The following is a 14,629-nucleotide window of genomic DNA, read 5'->3' as shown; positions in this document are numbered from 1 at the left end:
GACGGCTTCCTCCGCAGCCCCGGAAGAGGACTTCGCGCCGTACGGGGCGGGCACGGAGGCGGGCAGCGAAGACCGGGGCCACGTCGTTGTGGCCCCGGTCGGCTCGGGGGTGCGGGCCGCGCCGCGGGTCACCGGGCCCGGGTGTGCGGTGCCGCGTTGCTGGGGGCGACCGGCGGCATCGGGGGCACGGCGGGCCCGTCGGCCGGCGCGCCCGGAACCGTACCGGTGGTGACGCCGTCGCCGGGCGCCTGGGCGGCGCCGCCCGTCGCGGGCCGGGACGCCGACGGCCGCGCCGCGTTGCGCAGGACGTACGCCAGCGCGCCGAGCACGGCGGCGGTGATCAGCGCGGCGGCCCAGTCGGGCAGGCCGATCGCGAGGGCGAGACCGACCGTGAGCGCGAGGGCCGCGCCCGCGTACAGGGCCACGGCGCCGGACGCGGCGTACAGCGCGGCCGTGCGGCGCTGCTTGCGGGTCTGTTCCCGCAGCTCCTCGCGTATCGCGTCGCGGGCCACCTGCGCCAGCTCGTCGGCCAGATGCTTGTCCAGATGTTCCATGTGATCGATGCGGTCCATGCGCTCCGGGTACCCGCGGCCCCCGGTGCGTAACGCCCGCCGGACCGGACCGGACGCGCCGGGACACGGGATCCGTACGAAACGATCTCCTTCCCGGCCGACCCCAACTAGGCTCGTTCGCATGGACATTCTGGGAGCCACGCTGCGCATCTGCGTCGATGACCTGGAGGCTGCGGTCCCCTTCTACGAGAGACTGGCCGGCGGACCGGCGCAACGCTTCGAGCGCGGCGGGGTCTCCGTCGCCGCCGTCGGCTGCTTCCTGTTGATGAGCGGGCCGGAGTCGGAGCTGGAAGTGCTCCGCAAGGTCTCGGCGACCATCGCGGTCAAGGACGTCGACGAGGCCCACCGGGTGCTCAGCGAGTCGGGCGCACACGTCGTCGCGGGCCCGGTGGCGACACCCGCGGGACGCAACCTGATCGCGATGCACCCGGACGGTTACGTGTACGAGTACGCGGACCGCCGCACGGCACCGTAGGTCAGCCGGTGCTGTCGGTGCTGCCGGTGTCTTCGGTGCTGTCGGTGCCGGGCGGGCGCATCCGGAAGTCGTAGCGCTCCGGCAGGGGTTCGTCGGTGATCCGGGACCACAACTCCCCGATCGCCTCGGCCCCCTCGCGCAGGTCGGCCACCTCGAACCCGGCGTCGAAGACGGCACGCGCCGCGTCCCTGTGGCCCTCGGCGAGCAGCAACTGGGCCTCGATCAGCCGGAACCGGCCGCGTTCGCGGGTCGCCGGGAGCAGCCGTTCCCACACGGACCGCGCGTCCGCGGCACGCCCTGCCGCGAGCAGCGCGCCGATCGCCTCGCGGCCGAGCGCGGCGGTGGCCGTGGTCCAGGTCTCGCCGTCGTCGCGCCGCTCCTGGCACAGGTCGTCGAAGGCGTCCGCGTACCGGTCGGCGGCCCGTTCCCGGTTGCCGGCCTCCTGGTCGGCGACGGCGAGGCAGCGCAGCAACGGCCAGACGGACGGGGCGAGTTCGAGGCCGCGTTCCCAGCTGCGCACGGCCTGGGCCCGGTCGCCCGCGTGCCACTGGGCGATCCCCAGGTGGTACTCGGCGAGCGGTTCGGCGGGGGCCGTCTCCAGCATGTCCCGCCAGTGCGGGGCGACCAGTGTCTCGCCGGGCGGTCCGACCCGGCGGGGCTCCGGGAAGGAACCGGAGCCGAGCAGCTCCGCCCAGGGCCGCTGGGCGTTGCCGAGCGTGGACTCGTCGAAGGGCGTGCCGGGCAACTTGTGGGCGGCGCGCAGGACTTCGAGGGCGCCCCAGCCGGAGCCGACGGCGAGCACCTCGCCGGGTTCGGTGTCGGCGGACGTCAGCCAGTGCTCGTACGCCGTCTCGAACTCCCCGCGCGGCAGGGCTTGTTCGAGCCCGGCCTCGACCTCGGAGCGGGCGGCGGCCCAGTCGCCGCCGTGCACGGGGCCCGGCTCGGCGTTCAGCGGCCCGTACGCCTCCAGCCAGCTCACCTCGCTCTCCGCGTCGAGGCGTACGTGCTCCAACTGGGTGCGGGCGAGCCCCGCCTGGATCTCGCAGTAGCCCTCGGTGCCGGGTTCGGTGAGCCATTCCTGCCAGCGGCGCCCGCCGGCGCCGGTGCCCCACACGAAGAGTTTGCGTCCGCGCAGGATGTCGGTGGATGTCTGCACCAGCCCGCGCCCGGCCTCGTCCAGGGCGGCGATCCAGCGCCGCTGCCCGTCGGGCACCTCGTAGAAGAAGTCGGCCGGATACTCGCCGCGCCGCGGATACGTCCGGTCGACGCCCTCGTGCACCGGGACAGGCACCCGGCGCAGCCGTCGCTCGTACCCGAAGTGCCAGGCCTCCTCCGCCGGCGCGAGCACCCTGCGCGCCTCCGGGACGGCGGTGTTGGACCACCAGTAAAGCGGCGCGGCCTTCTCGTGCGGATTGCGGACGCGAACGCCGACGTGCAGGAAGTCGGAGCCCTCCGGCAGCCACAGGTCGACCTGGAAGGGCAGGTCGCGCAGCCGCTCCCACTCCCACAGGCGCAGCATCGGTGTGCCGTCGGGGGCGGTGACACGGGCCGCGTGCAGGGGTGCGCAGGCGAGGGTGGAGTGGCCGGTGGCGCCGATGTTCCACTCGATGCCGCCGGAGAACCAGGCGCCGTTGAGCGCGAAGTCCGCGGGCTGCAACACCGGGTTGCGGTAGAGGAGTTCGCGGTCGGACGGCTTGTGGAAGAGGGAGACGACCCGGCCGCCGAAGCCGGGCAGCACGGTGGCGCGCAGCCGGTCGTTCTCCAGGACGATCGTCGCGACCTCGCGGGGTGTACGGCTTCTGCCGTACCCGTCCCGGACGCGCTCGGGCAGGAGGCTGCGCAGCGGCTCGTACGCGATCTGCCGGGCCATGTCGCGGGGCAGACCGGCGCGTTCCCGCTCGTCCACGTGGTGCGTCCCGGCGAGCGGGCGCAGTGGGGGCAGGGGGTTGGCGGGGCCGGGTTCGGCGACCGGAAGCGTCAGTACGTCACGTCGGATGGTCGTCACGTGACCATGGAACAGGGTGGACGACGTACCGGCCAGAGGCTCTCCCGGTCAGGATCCGGTCAGGACGGCGCGAAGGCCGCGACGACGACGTCGGCCAGGAGGGCGCCGGCGGTTCCGTCGGGGTCCAGGTCGGGGTCGTAGATGGTGACGTTGAAACCGGCGCAGTGCGAGGAGGTGACCAACGGCCGCAGCAGCGCGGTCAGTTCGTCGGGCAGCAGTCCGCCGGGGTCGGGGCTGTCGACGGCCGGCATCACGGACGGGTCGAGCACATCGGCGTCGAGGTGCACCCAGAAGCCGTCCAGGTCCGGCACGTCGAAGGCCTCGGCGGTGGCTCGTGCGAGGGCGTCGGCGCCCCACTCCCGGATGTCGCCGACGGTCACCGTGGGGATCTTCAGCGCGGCCAGCTCGGCCCGGTCCTCCTCGAAGGCGTCCCGGATCCCGAAGAACCGGATGTCCTCGTCGCGCAGATAGGGCTTCAGCCCCTCCAGATCCGTCAGGTCGTCCTGGCCGCGCCCGGTGGCCAGGGCGACCTCCTCGCCGCCCGCCGCGCCGATCCGGTCGGAGTTGCCCGGGTGGCGGAAGTCGTGCGAGGCGTCCACCGCCGCGAGGCCGTAGCGGCCGATGCGGCGCAGCGCGAGGGAGGCGCCGAGCTGGATGGAGCAGTCGCCGCCGAGGACGACGGGCAGTTCCCCGGCCCGTACGTGCCGCTCCACGCGGTCGGCGAGAGTCCGCGTGTAGGCGGCGAGGGCGGTGGCGTTGAAGACGCCGTCGCCCTCCTGCCAGTCGCCCAGGTCGTAACGCGGCGGTACGACCACGCCGCCCTCCAGGGCGTTCAGCCGCTGCACGATCCGCTGCTCGCGCAGGGCCCCGGCGAGCTTGTAGCAGCCGGGCACCGTGCCGGGGGCGGGTGGGCGGAGCCCGAGATTGGAGGGTGCGTCCAGAACGACGAGATTCCTCAAGGCACTCATGTTCGAATCATATCCGCGGTGATGGCCCATCGTTCGTGGTCCCGCCAGGCCCCGTCGATGAAGAGGAAGTCCGGTGAGAAGCCCTCAAGACGGAATCCGCAGCGGCGGGCCAGGGCGATCGAAGCGGCGTTGCCGGGCTGGACGTTGATCTCCAGCCGGTGCAGTCCGAGCGTGTCGAACGCGTACCGCACGACCAGGTCGAGCCCCTCGCTCATCAGCCCGCGCCCGGCCGCGTGCGCGAAGGCGCCGTAGCCGAGCGCGCCGCAGAGGAAGGCGCCCTCGACGATGTTGTTGATGTTGATGAACCCGGCGATCCCGCCGCCGTCCTTCTCACAGACGAAGAACCCGGCCTTGGTCGGATCGTCGATGAGCCGCCGCGCGTACGAGGTGTAGGCGGCGGGGGTGCCGGGCGGGAAGAGCCACGGCTGATGCAGGTCCTTGCTCTCCCGCACACGCGCGGTGAACTCGGACCCGTCCTCAAGGGTGAAGGGACGTATCCCCACGTGGGGCCCTTCGGCAAGGTACACGGTACGCCCAGACATCCCGCCACGGTACGCCTGCACCACACCCGCCCGCGGCGAACGGCGCAGCCATTTAGGGGCGCGGGGAACGGCGCAGTCTCGTCGCTTCCAGGGGCGCGGGGAACGGCGCAATCTTGTCGTCTTTGAGGGGCGCGGGGAACGGCGCAATCTTGTCGCTTCCAGGGGCGCCGGGAACGGCGCAGTCCTTCGTCTTCAGGGGCGCGCTCGGCGCAGGGCCTCAGACCAGCGCCGGCACACCCAGCGTCAGAACCCCCGCCCCCGCATCCAACTCCGCCCGCACCCCGAACGGAACCGTCAGCGCCCCCTCCCCGTGCCCGAACCCGAACTCCTCGGCGATCGGCACCCCGAGCCCGCCGAGCCGGTCGAGGACCAGGTCCCGCACCCGTTCGTACGGCCCGCACCCCTCCCAGGACCCGAGCAGGATCCCCGCGACGCCGTCGAACCACCCGGCCCGCAGGAGCTGCGTGAGGTACCGGTCCAGGCGGTACGTCTCCTCGCCCACGTCCTCCAGACACAGCAGCCCGCCCGCCGCGGAGGGCCGGGCGTGCGGCGTGCCCAGTTCGGAGGCGAGCAGGCACAGACAGCCGCCGAGCAGGACCCCGCCGGCCCGCCCCGGGACCAAGGCCTGCCCGCCCGCCGACCTGATGGTCCGCACGGACTCCGGCTCGAAGAGGGTCGCCCGGAGGTGGTCCTGCGCGCGGGCGTTCTTGACGAAGTCGATGCCCGCGGCCATCGGACCGTGCAGGGTCACGAGCCCCAGCCGCGCAGCGAAGGCTTCATGAAGTGCCGTGATGTCACTGAACCCGACCAGCGCCTTGGGCCGCGCGGCCCGCAGCGCGTCCCAGTCGAGCAGGTCGGCCATACGCTGCACGCCGTAGCCGCCGCGGGCGCAGAACACCGCGTCCACCGACGGATCGCACCAGGCGGCCTGGAAGTCGGCCGCCCGGTCGGCGTCCGTGCCCGCCAGATAGCCGAACCGCCCGTGGCGGTCCAGGACATGGGCCCCCACGACGGGGTCCAGGTCCCAGCCGCGCAGGATGTCGAGTCCCGCCTGGAGCCGTTCCTCGGGCACGGGCCCGCTCGGCGCGACGACGGCGACCCGGGCTCCGGCGGCAAGCCGCGGCGGCCTGACAAGTTCCTTCAACGGCCGGTCACTTGACGAGCTCCAACGCCGGGACACCGGGCGGATTGAGGCCGAACACCTGCGCGTACAGGGAGAGTTCGGCTTCCAGTGCGCGCACCATCGTGTCGGTGCGGCGGAAGCCGTGGCCCTCGCCCTCGAAGGTGATGTACGCGTGCGGCACGGGCCGCGCCCGGTCCTCCAGGCGGGCCAGGAACCGCTCGCACTGGGCCGGCGGGCAGATGACGTCGTCGAGGCCCTGGAGGAGCAGGAAGGGCGCGGTGACCTTGTCGGCGTGCTCGGTGGGCGAGCGCTCCGCGTACCGTGCGGGGACATCGGCGCGCGGTCCGATCAGGCTCTCCAGGTACTGGGACTCGAAGTCGTGGGTCTCGCCCACACCCCAGCCCACCAGGTCGAGGACGGGGTAGAGGATCGTCCCGCACGCGTACACGTCGGTGCCGACCAGCGAGGCGGCGGCGGTCCAGCCGCCCGCGCTGCCGCCCCGGACGGCCAGCCGGTCACGGTCGGCGGTGCCCTCCTCGGCGAGGGCGAGGGCGACGGCCGCGCAGTCCTCGACGTCCACGACACCCCACTGCTCGCGCAGCCGGTTGCGGTACTCGCGCCCGTACCCGGTGGAGCCGCCGTAGTTGACCTCGGCGACGCCGATGCCGCGCGAGGTGAAGTAGGCGATCTGCAGGTCGAGGACGAGCGGGGCACGCCCGGTGGGCCCGCCGTGCGCCCAGACCACGTACGGCGGGAGCACGTCGCCGGGGGCCACATGGCCCGGGTGGTGGGGCGGGTAGATGTGCGCGTGGATCTCCCGCCCGGCGGGCCCGGTGAACGTACGGATCTGCGGTTCCGGGTAGTAGGCGGGGTCCACCGGGTCGTCGTGCCGGGCCCCCACGACGCGGGCCCGTCCGGTGCGGGCGTCCAGTTCGACGACCTCGTACGCGCTGCGCGGGCTGGCGGCGACGGTGACGACGCGGCTGCCGTCGACGGCGAGGGTCGGCTCGTACTCGCTCCAGGGCCCGGCCGCGTCGACGACCTCGCCGCTCTCCGGGTCGAGGATGCCGAGCGCGGTGGCGCCCCGGCCGTGCACGACGGCGATCAGGCCGCTGTCCAGCGGCGCGAACCAGCGGCGGCCGACCGTCCAGAGCGGCCCGCCGAACTCCTGCTCGCGGGTGCACAGCAGAAAGGGCGGCTCACCGTCGTCGTCGCCGGAGGTCCGGTAGAGGTTCCACCAGCCGGTGCGGTCGCCGGAGTACAGGAGGGAGCCGTCGCGGCCCCAGTCGGCCTGGGCGATCGCCTCGTCGGGGCCGCCCGCGACCGTCCGGGGCTCCCCCAGCGTGCCGTCGGGGGTCACCTCGGCGACCAGCAGCTCGGTCCCGTCCCACGGCATCCGCGGGTGGTCCCAGGCCAGCCAGGCAGCGCGCCGTCCGTCGGGCGAGATCCGCGGCCCGGTGACGAACCGGTGCCGGTCGTCGGTGAGTTCGCGCACCGCGCCCCGGTCCTCGGCGGCCGAGCCGTCCAGCGGCACCGCGGCGACGAGCCGCCGCACATCGCTGGGCCCGTCACCGGTGAACTCCTCCAGTACGCACCAGACCTCGCCCGGTTCGAGGCGCACCTGCGGGTCCACCCACCGCAGTCCGCCGCCGACGGAGGACACGGGGGTGAGGGGGCGCGGGGCGCTGCCGGGGTCGGCGGGCTCGTACGCGTACAGCCGCTGGTCGGCGAAGTTCACGAACACGACCAGCGGGCCGTCCTCGCGGACCGTGCCGGCCCAGGGCTGTCCGCCGTACTCCATGACGCGGCTGCGGACGTTCCACGGGGCGGGCAGCACCGACTCCTCCGTGCCGTCGGCGAGGCGGCGCACCAGGGTGCGGCGACCGCCCTCGGCGGGCCGTGGCTCGGTCCACCAGGCCTCGTCGCCGACGAAGCCGACGTAGTCGGGATGCCCGTCGTGCGCGGCGGCGAGCGCCGCGTCGATGGGCGAGGGCCAGGAACCGTAGGCCAACGTCTGCACTGTGTCCCCCATTTTTCCTCTAGGCCGTGCGCAGGAAGCGGTCGAGTACCCGGACTCCGAAATGCAGTGCCTCGACGGGCACCCGTTCGTCGACCCCGTGGAAGAGGGCCTGGTAGTCGAAGCCCGGCGGGAGCTTCAGCGGTGCGAAACCGTAGCCGGTGATGCCGAGGCGGGAGAACTGCTTGGCGTCCGTGCCACCCGACATGCAGTACGGCACGACGTTCCCCTCGGGCGCGAACTCCTCGACGGCGGCCCGCATCCGGGCGTACGTCGGCGAGTCCAGCGGCGCCTGGAGGGCGACCTCGCGGTGGAGGAACTCCCACTCCACGTCCGGCCCGGTGAGCTGGTCGAGGGTTGCCCGGAACTCGTCCTCGGTCCCGGCCAGGAAGCGTCCGTCGACGTGGGCGACGGCCTCCCCGGGGATCACGTTGACCTTGTAACCGGCGTCCAGCATGGTCGGGTTGGCGCTGTTGCGGACGGTCGCCTCGACGAGGGAGGCGGCGGGGCCGAGCTTCTCCATCAGCCGGTCGACGCCGTCGGGGCCGTCGAGATCGGGCTCGACTCCGTAGAGCACGGCGAGTTCGGTGAGGGCCGCGCGGACCGTCGGGGTGAGCCGTACGGGCCACTCGTGGGCGCCGATCCGCGCGACGGCGGCGGCCAGCCGGGTCACCGCGTTGGACCGGTTCACCTTGGAGCCGTGGCCCGCCCGGCCGCGGGCGGTGAGCTTCAGCCAGCCGGTGCCGCGCTCACCGGCGGCGAGGGGGTACAGCTGACGCCCGCCGCCGTCGTGGAAGGTGAACGCCCCGGACTCGCTGATGCCCTCGGTGCACCCGGCGAAGAGCCCCGCGTGCCGGTCGGCGAGGAAGCCCGAGCCGTCCTCGGCGCTCGCCTCCTCGTCGGCGGTGAACGCGATCACTATGTCCCGCCGGGGGCGCACTCCGGCGCGCGCCCACTGCCGGACCACCGCGAGGATCATCGCGTCCATGTTCTTCATGTCGACCGCGCCGCGCCCCCAGACGACCCCGTCGCGGACCTCGCCGGAGAACGGATGGACGCTCCAGTCCTCCGCCTGCGCGGGTACGACGTCCAGGTGACCGTGGACGAGCAGCGCGTCCGCGGACGGGTCGGTGCCCTCCAGGCGCACGACGACGTTCGTACGCCCCTTGGTGCGCTCCAGGAGGGTCGGCTCCAGCCCCGCCTCGGCGAGCCGGGCCGCCGCGTACTCGGCGGCCGGCCGCTCCCGGCAGTCGCCGCCGCCCCGGTTGGTGGTGTCGATGCGGATCAGGTCGGAGGTGAACCGGACGACCTCGTCCAGGGCCTGCCCGTCGACGGCCGCCTGCTCCAGCACGCTCATGTCAGCCATAGTTCTCCTCCACGGCGGCCGAGACGATCGTGGTGACCGCCTTGAAGGTCCGGATGCCTTCGTACATGGTGGCGCTGGTGTACGCCACCTTGCGTTCCCCGGTCTGCTCGACGCCCGGGACGACGGTCGCCGACATGGCCAGGTGCTCGGCGTCGAACTCCAGGGCCACGGTGAAGGGGCCCGCCCGGTGCGGCTCGTGCCGCACCGCGAGCCGTGCCGCTTCCTCGGCCGCCGCGCGGATGTCCGCCGCCGTACGGGCCGGGGTGCGGCACACGGCCGCGTACCGGGAGACATGGTCCTTGACGGCGACCTTCAGTGCCTCGGGCGCGTAACCGAGCGCGTCCTCGCAGGTCACGTCGTCCCCGGTGACCAGCACGACGGGGACTCCGTACTCGGCGACGACGCGCGCGTTGAGCAGGCCCTCGCTGGCGCGCTCGCCGTCGACCCACACGCCGGTGATCGAGTTGGCGAGGTAGGTGTGGGCGAGGACGCCCTCCATGCCCGCTCCCCCGTGGTAGCCGACGAAGGCGATGCCGTCGACGTCACCGTGCTGCACGCCCTCGACCATGGAGAGCGATTTGTGCCGCCCGGTGAGCATCTGCGCCCGGTCGTCCAGCTGCTCCAGGAGCAGGTTGCGCATGGTCGAGTGGGCCTCGTTGATGAGGACCTCGTCGGCGCCGCCGTCGAAGAAGCCGAGGACCGCGGCGTTCACGTCGGAGGTGAACATCGACCGGCAGCGCTCCCACTCCGGTGCGCCGGGCTGCACGTCGGCCGGCCAGGTCACCCCGGTGGCGCCCTCCATGTCGGCACTGATGAGGATCTTTACCATGCACCAGTTGTATCGCAGTCGCGATGCGCCCCACAGGGCCGGGCGGTCAGCCGGTCGAACCGACCGAAACCTTCACTCGGCCGTCGGCGTGTTCCTCAGCCACGGTGATGGTGGTGCCGGAGTCGGCGTCGTGGCTGGATCCGTAGGGCGCGGCCTCGTGGTGGTGGATCCCCTTGAGGTCGTCGAAGACCGGAACCGCGGGCCGGGCCGGGATCACCGTCCGTACGCCGTCCAGGTGGAAGACGAGCGGTGTGGTGGGCCGCAGGCCGAAGGGCGCGTCGTACGACTGGAGGCGATTGCGGATCACCGCTCCGGAGGCGGCCCGGGCGGGTTCGGCATGGGCGTCGACCGGCAGGATGCGGCCGTGACCGCCGTTCGCCCTGGTCCTGTTGTCGCGGTACTTGGTGTTCCAGTACCAGATCAGGACACCGCTCTCGTAGTGCAGCCGCTCCTTGAGCCTGGGCCGCCCCGATGCCCGACCCAGCTGGAAGGGGCCGGTCTTGAGGAACCGGTCGTCCCCGACGTACTGCCTGTTCTCGACGACGTAGTAGCGGGCGTTGCCGTCCGCGTCGGCCGGCAGCTTCACCAGCAGGGCTTCCGGGCCCGCGGTCGAGGAGGGCACGGACAGCGGGTTGAGCGTGACGGTGGAGGAGGTACCGGCCTCGACGGTCACATGGTCGAGCCAGCCGAGCCGGAGCCGGGCCCAAGCACCCAAGTCGGCCGGATACGCGGCCAGTTCATCGTCCCCCGAGAGCAGGGACCCCTGCGCCATGACCGACCAGAAGCCGGCGGAGTTCTCGGCGCCCGAGGTGTCGTACAGATCGGGCAGGCCGAGGTCGTGGCCGTACTCGTGGGCCAGGGTGCCGAGTCCGCGGTTCTCGTTGGTCATGGTGTAGTCGTCGACCCAGATCCCGGAGTCACCGATCTCACTGCCGCCGTTCTTGCTCCCGCCGGCCGGGCCCAGCTTCCCGGCGCCGGTCTGCAGATGGCTGACGGTCCCGCGGTGGGAACCGATGGCGTCGGAGCCGTTGACCCCACCGCCGTTGACCTGTGACTCCCCCGCGAACATCAGCATCACGCGGTCGAGATACCCGTCCGGTTCGCCGAGGACCCCGTCCCGGTCGTGATCGTGCCGGTCCCAAGTGTCATACGTGGCAAGGTACTTGCGCAGCGAGGCGACGGTCCGCCCGCCGGCACGCTGATCCTTGTACCACTGGTCGAGCCCGTCGCTGACGAGTTGCTGATTGCAGTAGTACGTCGAGATCGGCTTGCCCTGCTTCTCGCAGGCGTCGGTGCCGTAGTGGGCGAGGGGGCGCCCCACGCGCGTCCAGTCGTGAACGGCCCCGCTGATGGTGTAGGCCCCACTGGACTGCCGCACAAGGTACGCCTTCAGGGAGTCCCCACTCCCGCCACCGGCCGTGCCGAAGATCTGCCGCTGGTAGTAGTCACGGCTGTAATCCACGTTCCACACGGTGGAGTTGTCGACGGCCCGATCGGGCTCCGGAATCCGATTGTGCACGTAATCAGCGAACTCCACGGGCAACACGAAGACCTTGTCCTCGCCACGTACGGCCGGGGTTGGCGTACGGGGCCACTCACGCACGCGCGTCGCCGGGTGCGGGTCCGCCGCGGCTGGCCGCGCAGTTCCCCGCGCCCCCAGAAGATCGCGCAGTTCCCCGCGCCCCTCTTTCAGGGGCGCGGGGAACTGCGCGACGGGGGTTCGGGGGCGGAGCCCCCATGCCTGTGCCGCGGCGTCGGGGGCCGGGGCGGCCACGGCCAAGGCCGCGGCCACCACCGCTCCGCGGATCCACTCGCTCACCGTGCGTCCTCCTCGCGCTCCAGGGGCGCCCCCAGGAGAGCACGGCAGGACGCACGGGCCACGCTGCCGGGCAGCGTGTCGCCGCCCCGGTCACTCGGCCGCCCACAACCCCCGTACATGCCCGAGATGACGCGTCATGACGGCACGTACCGCCCCCTCGTCGCGGGCGACCAGCGCGTCGAGGATCTCCAGGTGCTCCTCGGCGGAGACCTCCAGACGACCCGCCTCGACGAGCGCGTGCAGTCCGTACAGCCGGGAGCGCTTACGGAGGTCACCGACGACCTCGACGAGGTGCTCGTTGCCCGCGAGGGCGAGCAGACCGAGGTGGAAGCGGATGTCGGCCTCGACGTACGCGATGAGGTCACCGGCCGCGGCGGCCGTGACGATCTCCTGCGCGACGGGCCGCAGCGCCGCCAGGTCGGCGGCCCCGGCGGACGCGGCGAGACCCACGGTGGTGGGGATCTCGATCAGCGAGCGGATGTGCGTGTACTCGTCCAGCTGCTTCTCGGACACGGCGGTGACCCGGAACCCCTTGTTGGGCACGGTGTCGACGAGTCCCTCCTTGGCGAGGTCGAGCAGGGCCTCACGCACCGGGGTGGCGGACACCCCGAACCGAGCGGCGAGAGCGGGCGCGGAATGCACCTCCCCGGGCCGCAACTCCCCCGCGATGAGCGCGGCCCGCAGAGCATCCCCAACCCGCTCCCGATAACTGGGCTTCCTACCCCCCAACAAGGGCAGAACGCTCTCACCGACACGCTGGACATCCACGAAACGATCTCCTTCCAGGGACACGCTTTTTGGGGGACGCGGGGAACGGCGCAGTCCTTCGCTTTTTTCGGGGCGCGGGGAACGGCGCAATCTTTTGCCTTTAGGGGCGCGGGGAACGGCGCAATCTTCAAACCGCACCGCACCGCCCCCCGCCGCACTACAGAACAAACCCCGCCGGGAACGGATCCCCGGGATCGAGCAGATACTGCGCGGTCCCGGTCACCCACGCCCGCCCGGTAAAACTGGGCAGAACAGCCGGCACCCCACCCACCTCCGTGGTCCCATGAAGCCGCCCTGAAAACCGTGTCCCGATGAACGACTCGTTCAAGAACTCGATCTCCAGCCCCAACTCCCCCCGCGCAAACAACTGCGCCATCCGCGCACTGGTCCCCGTCCCGCACGGCGACCGATCGAACCACCCCGGATAAATGGCCATCGCATGCCGCGAGTGCCGAGCCGTGGACCCGGGCGCGACAAGGTGCACATGATGGCAGCCCCGGATGGAGGAGTCCTCCGGATGAACCGGCTCCCCTTCCGCGTTGATCGCGTCCATCAGCGAAAGCCCGGCCGCAAGGATGTCGTCCTTACGAGCCCGGTCGAAAGGCAGCCCGAACTGGTCGAGCGGCAGAATCGCGTAGAAGTTCCCGCCGTACGCGAGGTCGTACGTCACCGTCCGCCCGTCGGCGAGCTCGATCTTGCGGTCGAGGGCGACGGAGAAGGACGGCACGTTCCAGAGCGTGACCGCCCCCGCCGCCCCGTCCCGCACCGCGACCTCCGCGACGACGAGCCCGGCCGGTGTGTCGAGCCGGATGGTCGTCACCGGTTCGACGACCTCGACCATGCCGGTCTCCACGAGGACGGTCGCGACCCCGATCGTCCCGTGTCCGCACATCGGGAGGTAGCCCGACACCTCGATGTAGATGACGCCGAAGTCGCAGTCGGGCCGGGTGGGCGGCTGCAGGATCGCACCGCTCATCGCCGAGTGACCACGTGGCTCGTTCATCAACAACTGCTTGATGTCGTCGCGGTGTTCACGGAAGTACAGCCGCCGCTCGTTCATCGTCGCGCCGGGAATCGTGCCGATACCGCCGGTGATCACACGGGTCGGCATGCCCTCGGTGTGCGAGTCGACGGCGTGCAGGACGAGTTTGCTCCGCATGGACTGTCTCCCTCTCAGCCGAGCCCGGCCGCGACGGCCTTCTCCGTGGCGGCCCGGACGGCGGCCTCCTGGTCGGCCCGCAACGGCACGCGCGGCGGACGCACAAGCCCGCCGTGCCGGCCGACGATGTCCATCGACAGCTTGATCGCCTGTACGAACTCCACCTGGGAGTCCCACCGCAGCAGCGGATGCAGTTGCCGGTAGAGAGGCAGCGCGGTGTCGAGGTCGCCCCGGACGGCGGCCCGGTACAGCTCGACGGACGCGGCGGGCAGCGCGTTCGGGTAACCGGCGACCCAGCCCTTGGCGCCGGCGACGGCCAACTCCAGCAGGACGTCGTCCGCGCCGATCAACAGGTCCAGTTCTGGCGCGAGTTCGGCGATGCGGTAGGCGCGCCGCACATCGCCGGAGAACTCCTTGACACCGTGGATGTACCCCTCGCCGTGCAGCTTGGCGAGCAGTTCGGGCACCAGGTCGACCTTGGTGTCGATGGGGTTGTTGTACGCCACGATCGGCAGGCCCGCCTTCGCGACCGCCGCGTAGTGGGCGAGCACCGAGCGCTCGTCGGCCCGGTAGGCGTTCGGGGGCAGCAGCATCACGGAGGCGCAGCCGGCGTCGCGTGCCTGCTCGGCCCAGCGCCGGGCCTCGGCGGAGCCGTACGCGGCGACGCCGGGCATGACGCGCGAGCCGCCGATCGCCGCCACGGCCGTCTCCACGACCTTGGCGCGCTCGTCGGGGGTCAGCACCTGGTACTCACCGAGCGAGCCGTTCGGTACGACACCGTCACAGCCGTTCGCGACGAGCCACGCGCAGTGGTCGGCGTACGCGTCGTGGTCGACGGAGAGGTCGTCCCTGAGCGGGAGGGCGGTGGCGACAAGGACGCCGTGCCAGGGTCGGTTGCCGGTGCCGGCGGCGCTGGCGGTGTTGTCGGTCATGAGGTTTCCCATCCGATCCGTAGGGCGATACACAACGCGGTCCGTGACACGTGG

At 72.2% G+C, this 14,629-nt stretch carries 13 protein-coding genes; 1 reads left to right on the top strand and 12 read right to left on the bottom strand.

The annotated features are described in order from the left end of the window. Window positions 1-128: 128 nt before the first annotated feature. A complete protein-coding gene (locus tag IE278_RS23805; protein WP_189775284.1) occupies window positions 129-572 on the bottom strand; it encodes a phage holin family protein in 444 nt (147 codons plus the stop codon). 121 nt (window positions 573-693) lie between these two features. Here IE278_RS23805 and IE278_RS23800 point away from each other — a divergent pair, with 121 nt between their 5' ends. Continuing rightward, window positions 694-1,047 (top strand): VOC family protein, encoded by a 354-nt coding sequence (locus IE278_RS23800; protein WP_189775283.1) that lies wholly within the window; start codon window positions 694-696, stop codon window positions 1,045-1,047. Between the two features lies 1 nt (window position 1,048). Here the strand turns inward: IE278_RS23800 and IE278_RS23795 are convergent, their stop codons facing one another. The 11 genes from IE278_RS23795 to IE278_RS23745 all read right to left on the bottom strand — a co-directional run bounded on the left by IE278_RS23795 (window position 1,049) and on the right by IE278_RS23745 (window position 14,575). After that, complete coding sequence (locus tag IE278_RS23795) at window positions 1,049-3,052, bottom strand: DUF5107 domain-containing protein (protein ID WP_189775282.1); 2,004 nt, start codon at window positions 3,050-3,052, stop codon at window positions 1,049-1,051. Window positions 3,053-3,111: 59 nt separating this feature from the next. After that, complete coding sequence (locus IE278_RS23790) at window positions 3,112-4,011, bottom strand: arginase family protein (RefSeq protein ID WP_308434934.1); 900 nt, start codon at window positions 4,009-4,011, stop codon at window positions 3,112-3,114. A gap of 5 nt (window positions 4,012-4,016) precedes the next feature. After that, window positions 4,017-4,562, bottom strand: coding sequence for a GNAT family N-acetyltransferase (locus IE278_RS23785; RefSeq protein ID WP_189775280.1), 546 nt, complete (start codon window positions 4,560-4,562; stop codon window positions 4,017-4,019). Window positions 4,563-4,779: 217 nt separating this feature from the next. Beyond that, window positions 4,780-5,706 carry a S66 peptidase family protein gene (locus tag IE278_RS23780; RefSeq protein ID WP_189775279.1) on the bottom strand — a complete coding sequence of 309 codons (927 nt, stop codon included), beginning with the start codon at window positions 5,704-5,706 and terminating at the stop codon, window positions 4,780-4,782. Window positions 5,707-5,713: 7 nt separating this feature from the next. Beyond that, window positions 5,714-7,717: a prolyl oligopeptidase family serine peptidase gene (locus tag IE278_RS23775; protein WP_189775278.1), complete on the bottom strand. Its 2,004-nt coding sequence runs from the start codon at window positions 7,715-7,717 to the stop codon at window positions 5,714-5,716. Window positions 7,718-7,724: 7 nt separating this feature from the next. Next, window positions 7,725-9,059, bottom strand: coding sequence for a M20/M25/M40 family metallo-hydrolase (locus tag IE278_RS23770; protein WP_373312069.1), 1,335 nt, complete (start codon window positions 9,057-9,059; stop codon window positions 7,725-7,727). 1 nt (window position 9,060) lies between these two features. Next, entirely contained in the window at window positions 9,061-9,897 is an 837-nt protein-coding gene (locus tag IE278_RS23765) for a M55 family metallopeptidase (protein ID WP_189775276.1), read from the bottom strand. A gap of 46 nt (window positions 9,898-9,943) precedes the next feature. After that, window positions 9,944-11,716: an immune inhibitor A domain-containing protein gene (locus IE278_RS23760; protein ID WP_189775275.1), complete on the bottom strand. Its 1,773-nt coding sequence runs from the start codon at window positions 11,714-11,716 to the stop codon at window positions 9,944-9,946. Window positions 11,717-11,806: 90 nt separating this feature from the next. Then, window positions 11,807-12,484, bottom strand: a complete 678-nt coding sequence (locus IE278_RS23755; RefSeq protein WP_189775274.1) for a GntR family transcriptional regulator — start codon at window positions 12,482-12,484, stop codon at window positions 11,807-11,809. Window positions 12,485-12,641: 157 nt separating this feature from the next. Further along, window positions 12,642-13,643 (bottom strand): proline racemase family protein, encoded by a 1,002-nt coding sequence (locus tag IE278_RS23750; RefSeq protein ID WP_189775273.1) that lies wholly within the window; start codon window positions 13,641-13,643, stop codon window positions 12,642-12,644. A gap of 14 nt (window positions 13,644-13,657) precedes the next feature. Then, window positions 13,658-14,575, bottom strand: coding sequence for a dihydrodipicolinate synthase family protein (locus IE278_RS23745; RefSeq protein ID WP_189775272.1), 918 nt, complete (start codon window positions 14,573-14,575; stop codon window positions 13,658-13,660). Window positions 14,576-14,629 lie beyond the last annotated feature (54 nt).

Origin of the sequence: Streptomyces tauricus (assembly GCF_014650955.1) — a bacterium.
GTDB classification, from domain to species: Bacteria; Actinomycetota; Actinomycetes; order Streptomycetales; family Streptomycetaceae; genus Streptomyces; species Streptomyces tauricus.
The sequence above is the reverse complement of the archived record's forward strand: the minus strand, read 5'-3'. Positions and strand labels throughout refer to the sequence as shown.

Bases quoted from the DNA above. Each gene is read 5' to 3' on its own strand.
- IE278_RS23800 (WP_189775283.1), top strand. From the start codon at position 694: ATGGACATTCTGGGAGCCACGCTGCGCATCTGCGTCGATGACCTGGAG.
- IE278_RS23785 (WP_189775280.1), bottom strand. From the start codon at position 4,562: ATGTCTGGGCGTACCGTGTACCTTGCCGAAGGGCCCCACGTGGGGATA.
- IE278_RS23765 (WP_189775276.1), bottom strand. From the start codon at position 9,897: ATGGTAAAGATCCTCATCAGTGCCGACATGGAGGGCGCCACCGGGGTG.
- IE278_RS23745 (WP_189775272.1), bottom strand. From the start codon at position 14,575: ATGACCGACAACACCGCCAGCGCCGCCGGCACCGGCAACCGACCCTGG.
- IE278_RS23750 (WP_189775273.1), bottom strand. From the start codon at position 13,643: ATGCGGAGCAAACTCGTCCTGCACGCCGTCGACTCGCACACCGAGGGC.
- IE278_RS23770 (WP_373312069.1), bottom strand. From the start codon at position 9,059: ATGAGCGTGCTGGAGCAGGCGGCCGTCGACGGGCAGGCCCTGGACGAG.
- IE278_RS23775 (WP_189775278.1), bottom strand. From the start codon at position 7,717: ATGGGGGACACAGTGCAGACGTTGGCCTACGGTTCCTGGCCCTCGCCC.
- IE278_RS23805 (WP_189775284.1), bottom strand. From the start codon at position 572: ATGGACCGCATCGATCACATGGAACATCTGGACAAGCATCTGGCCGAC.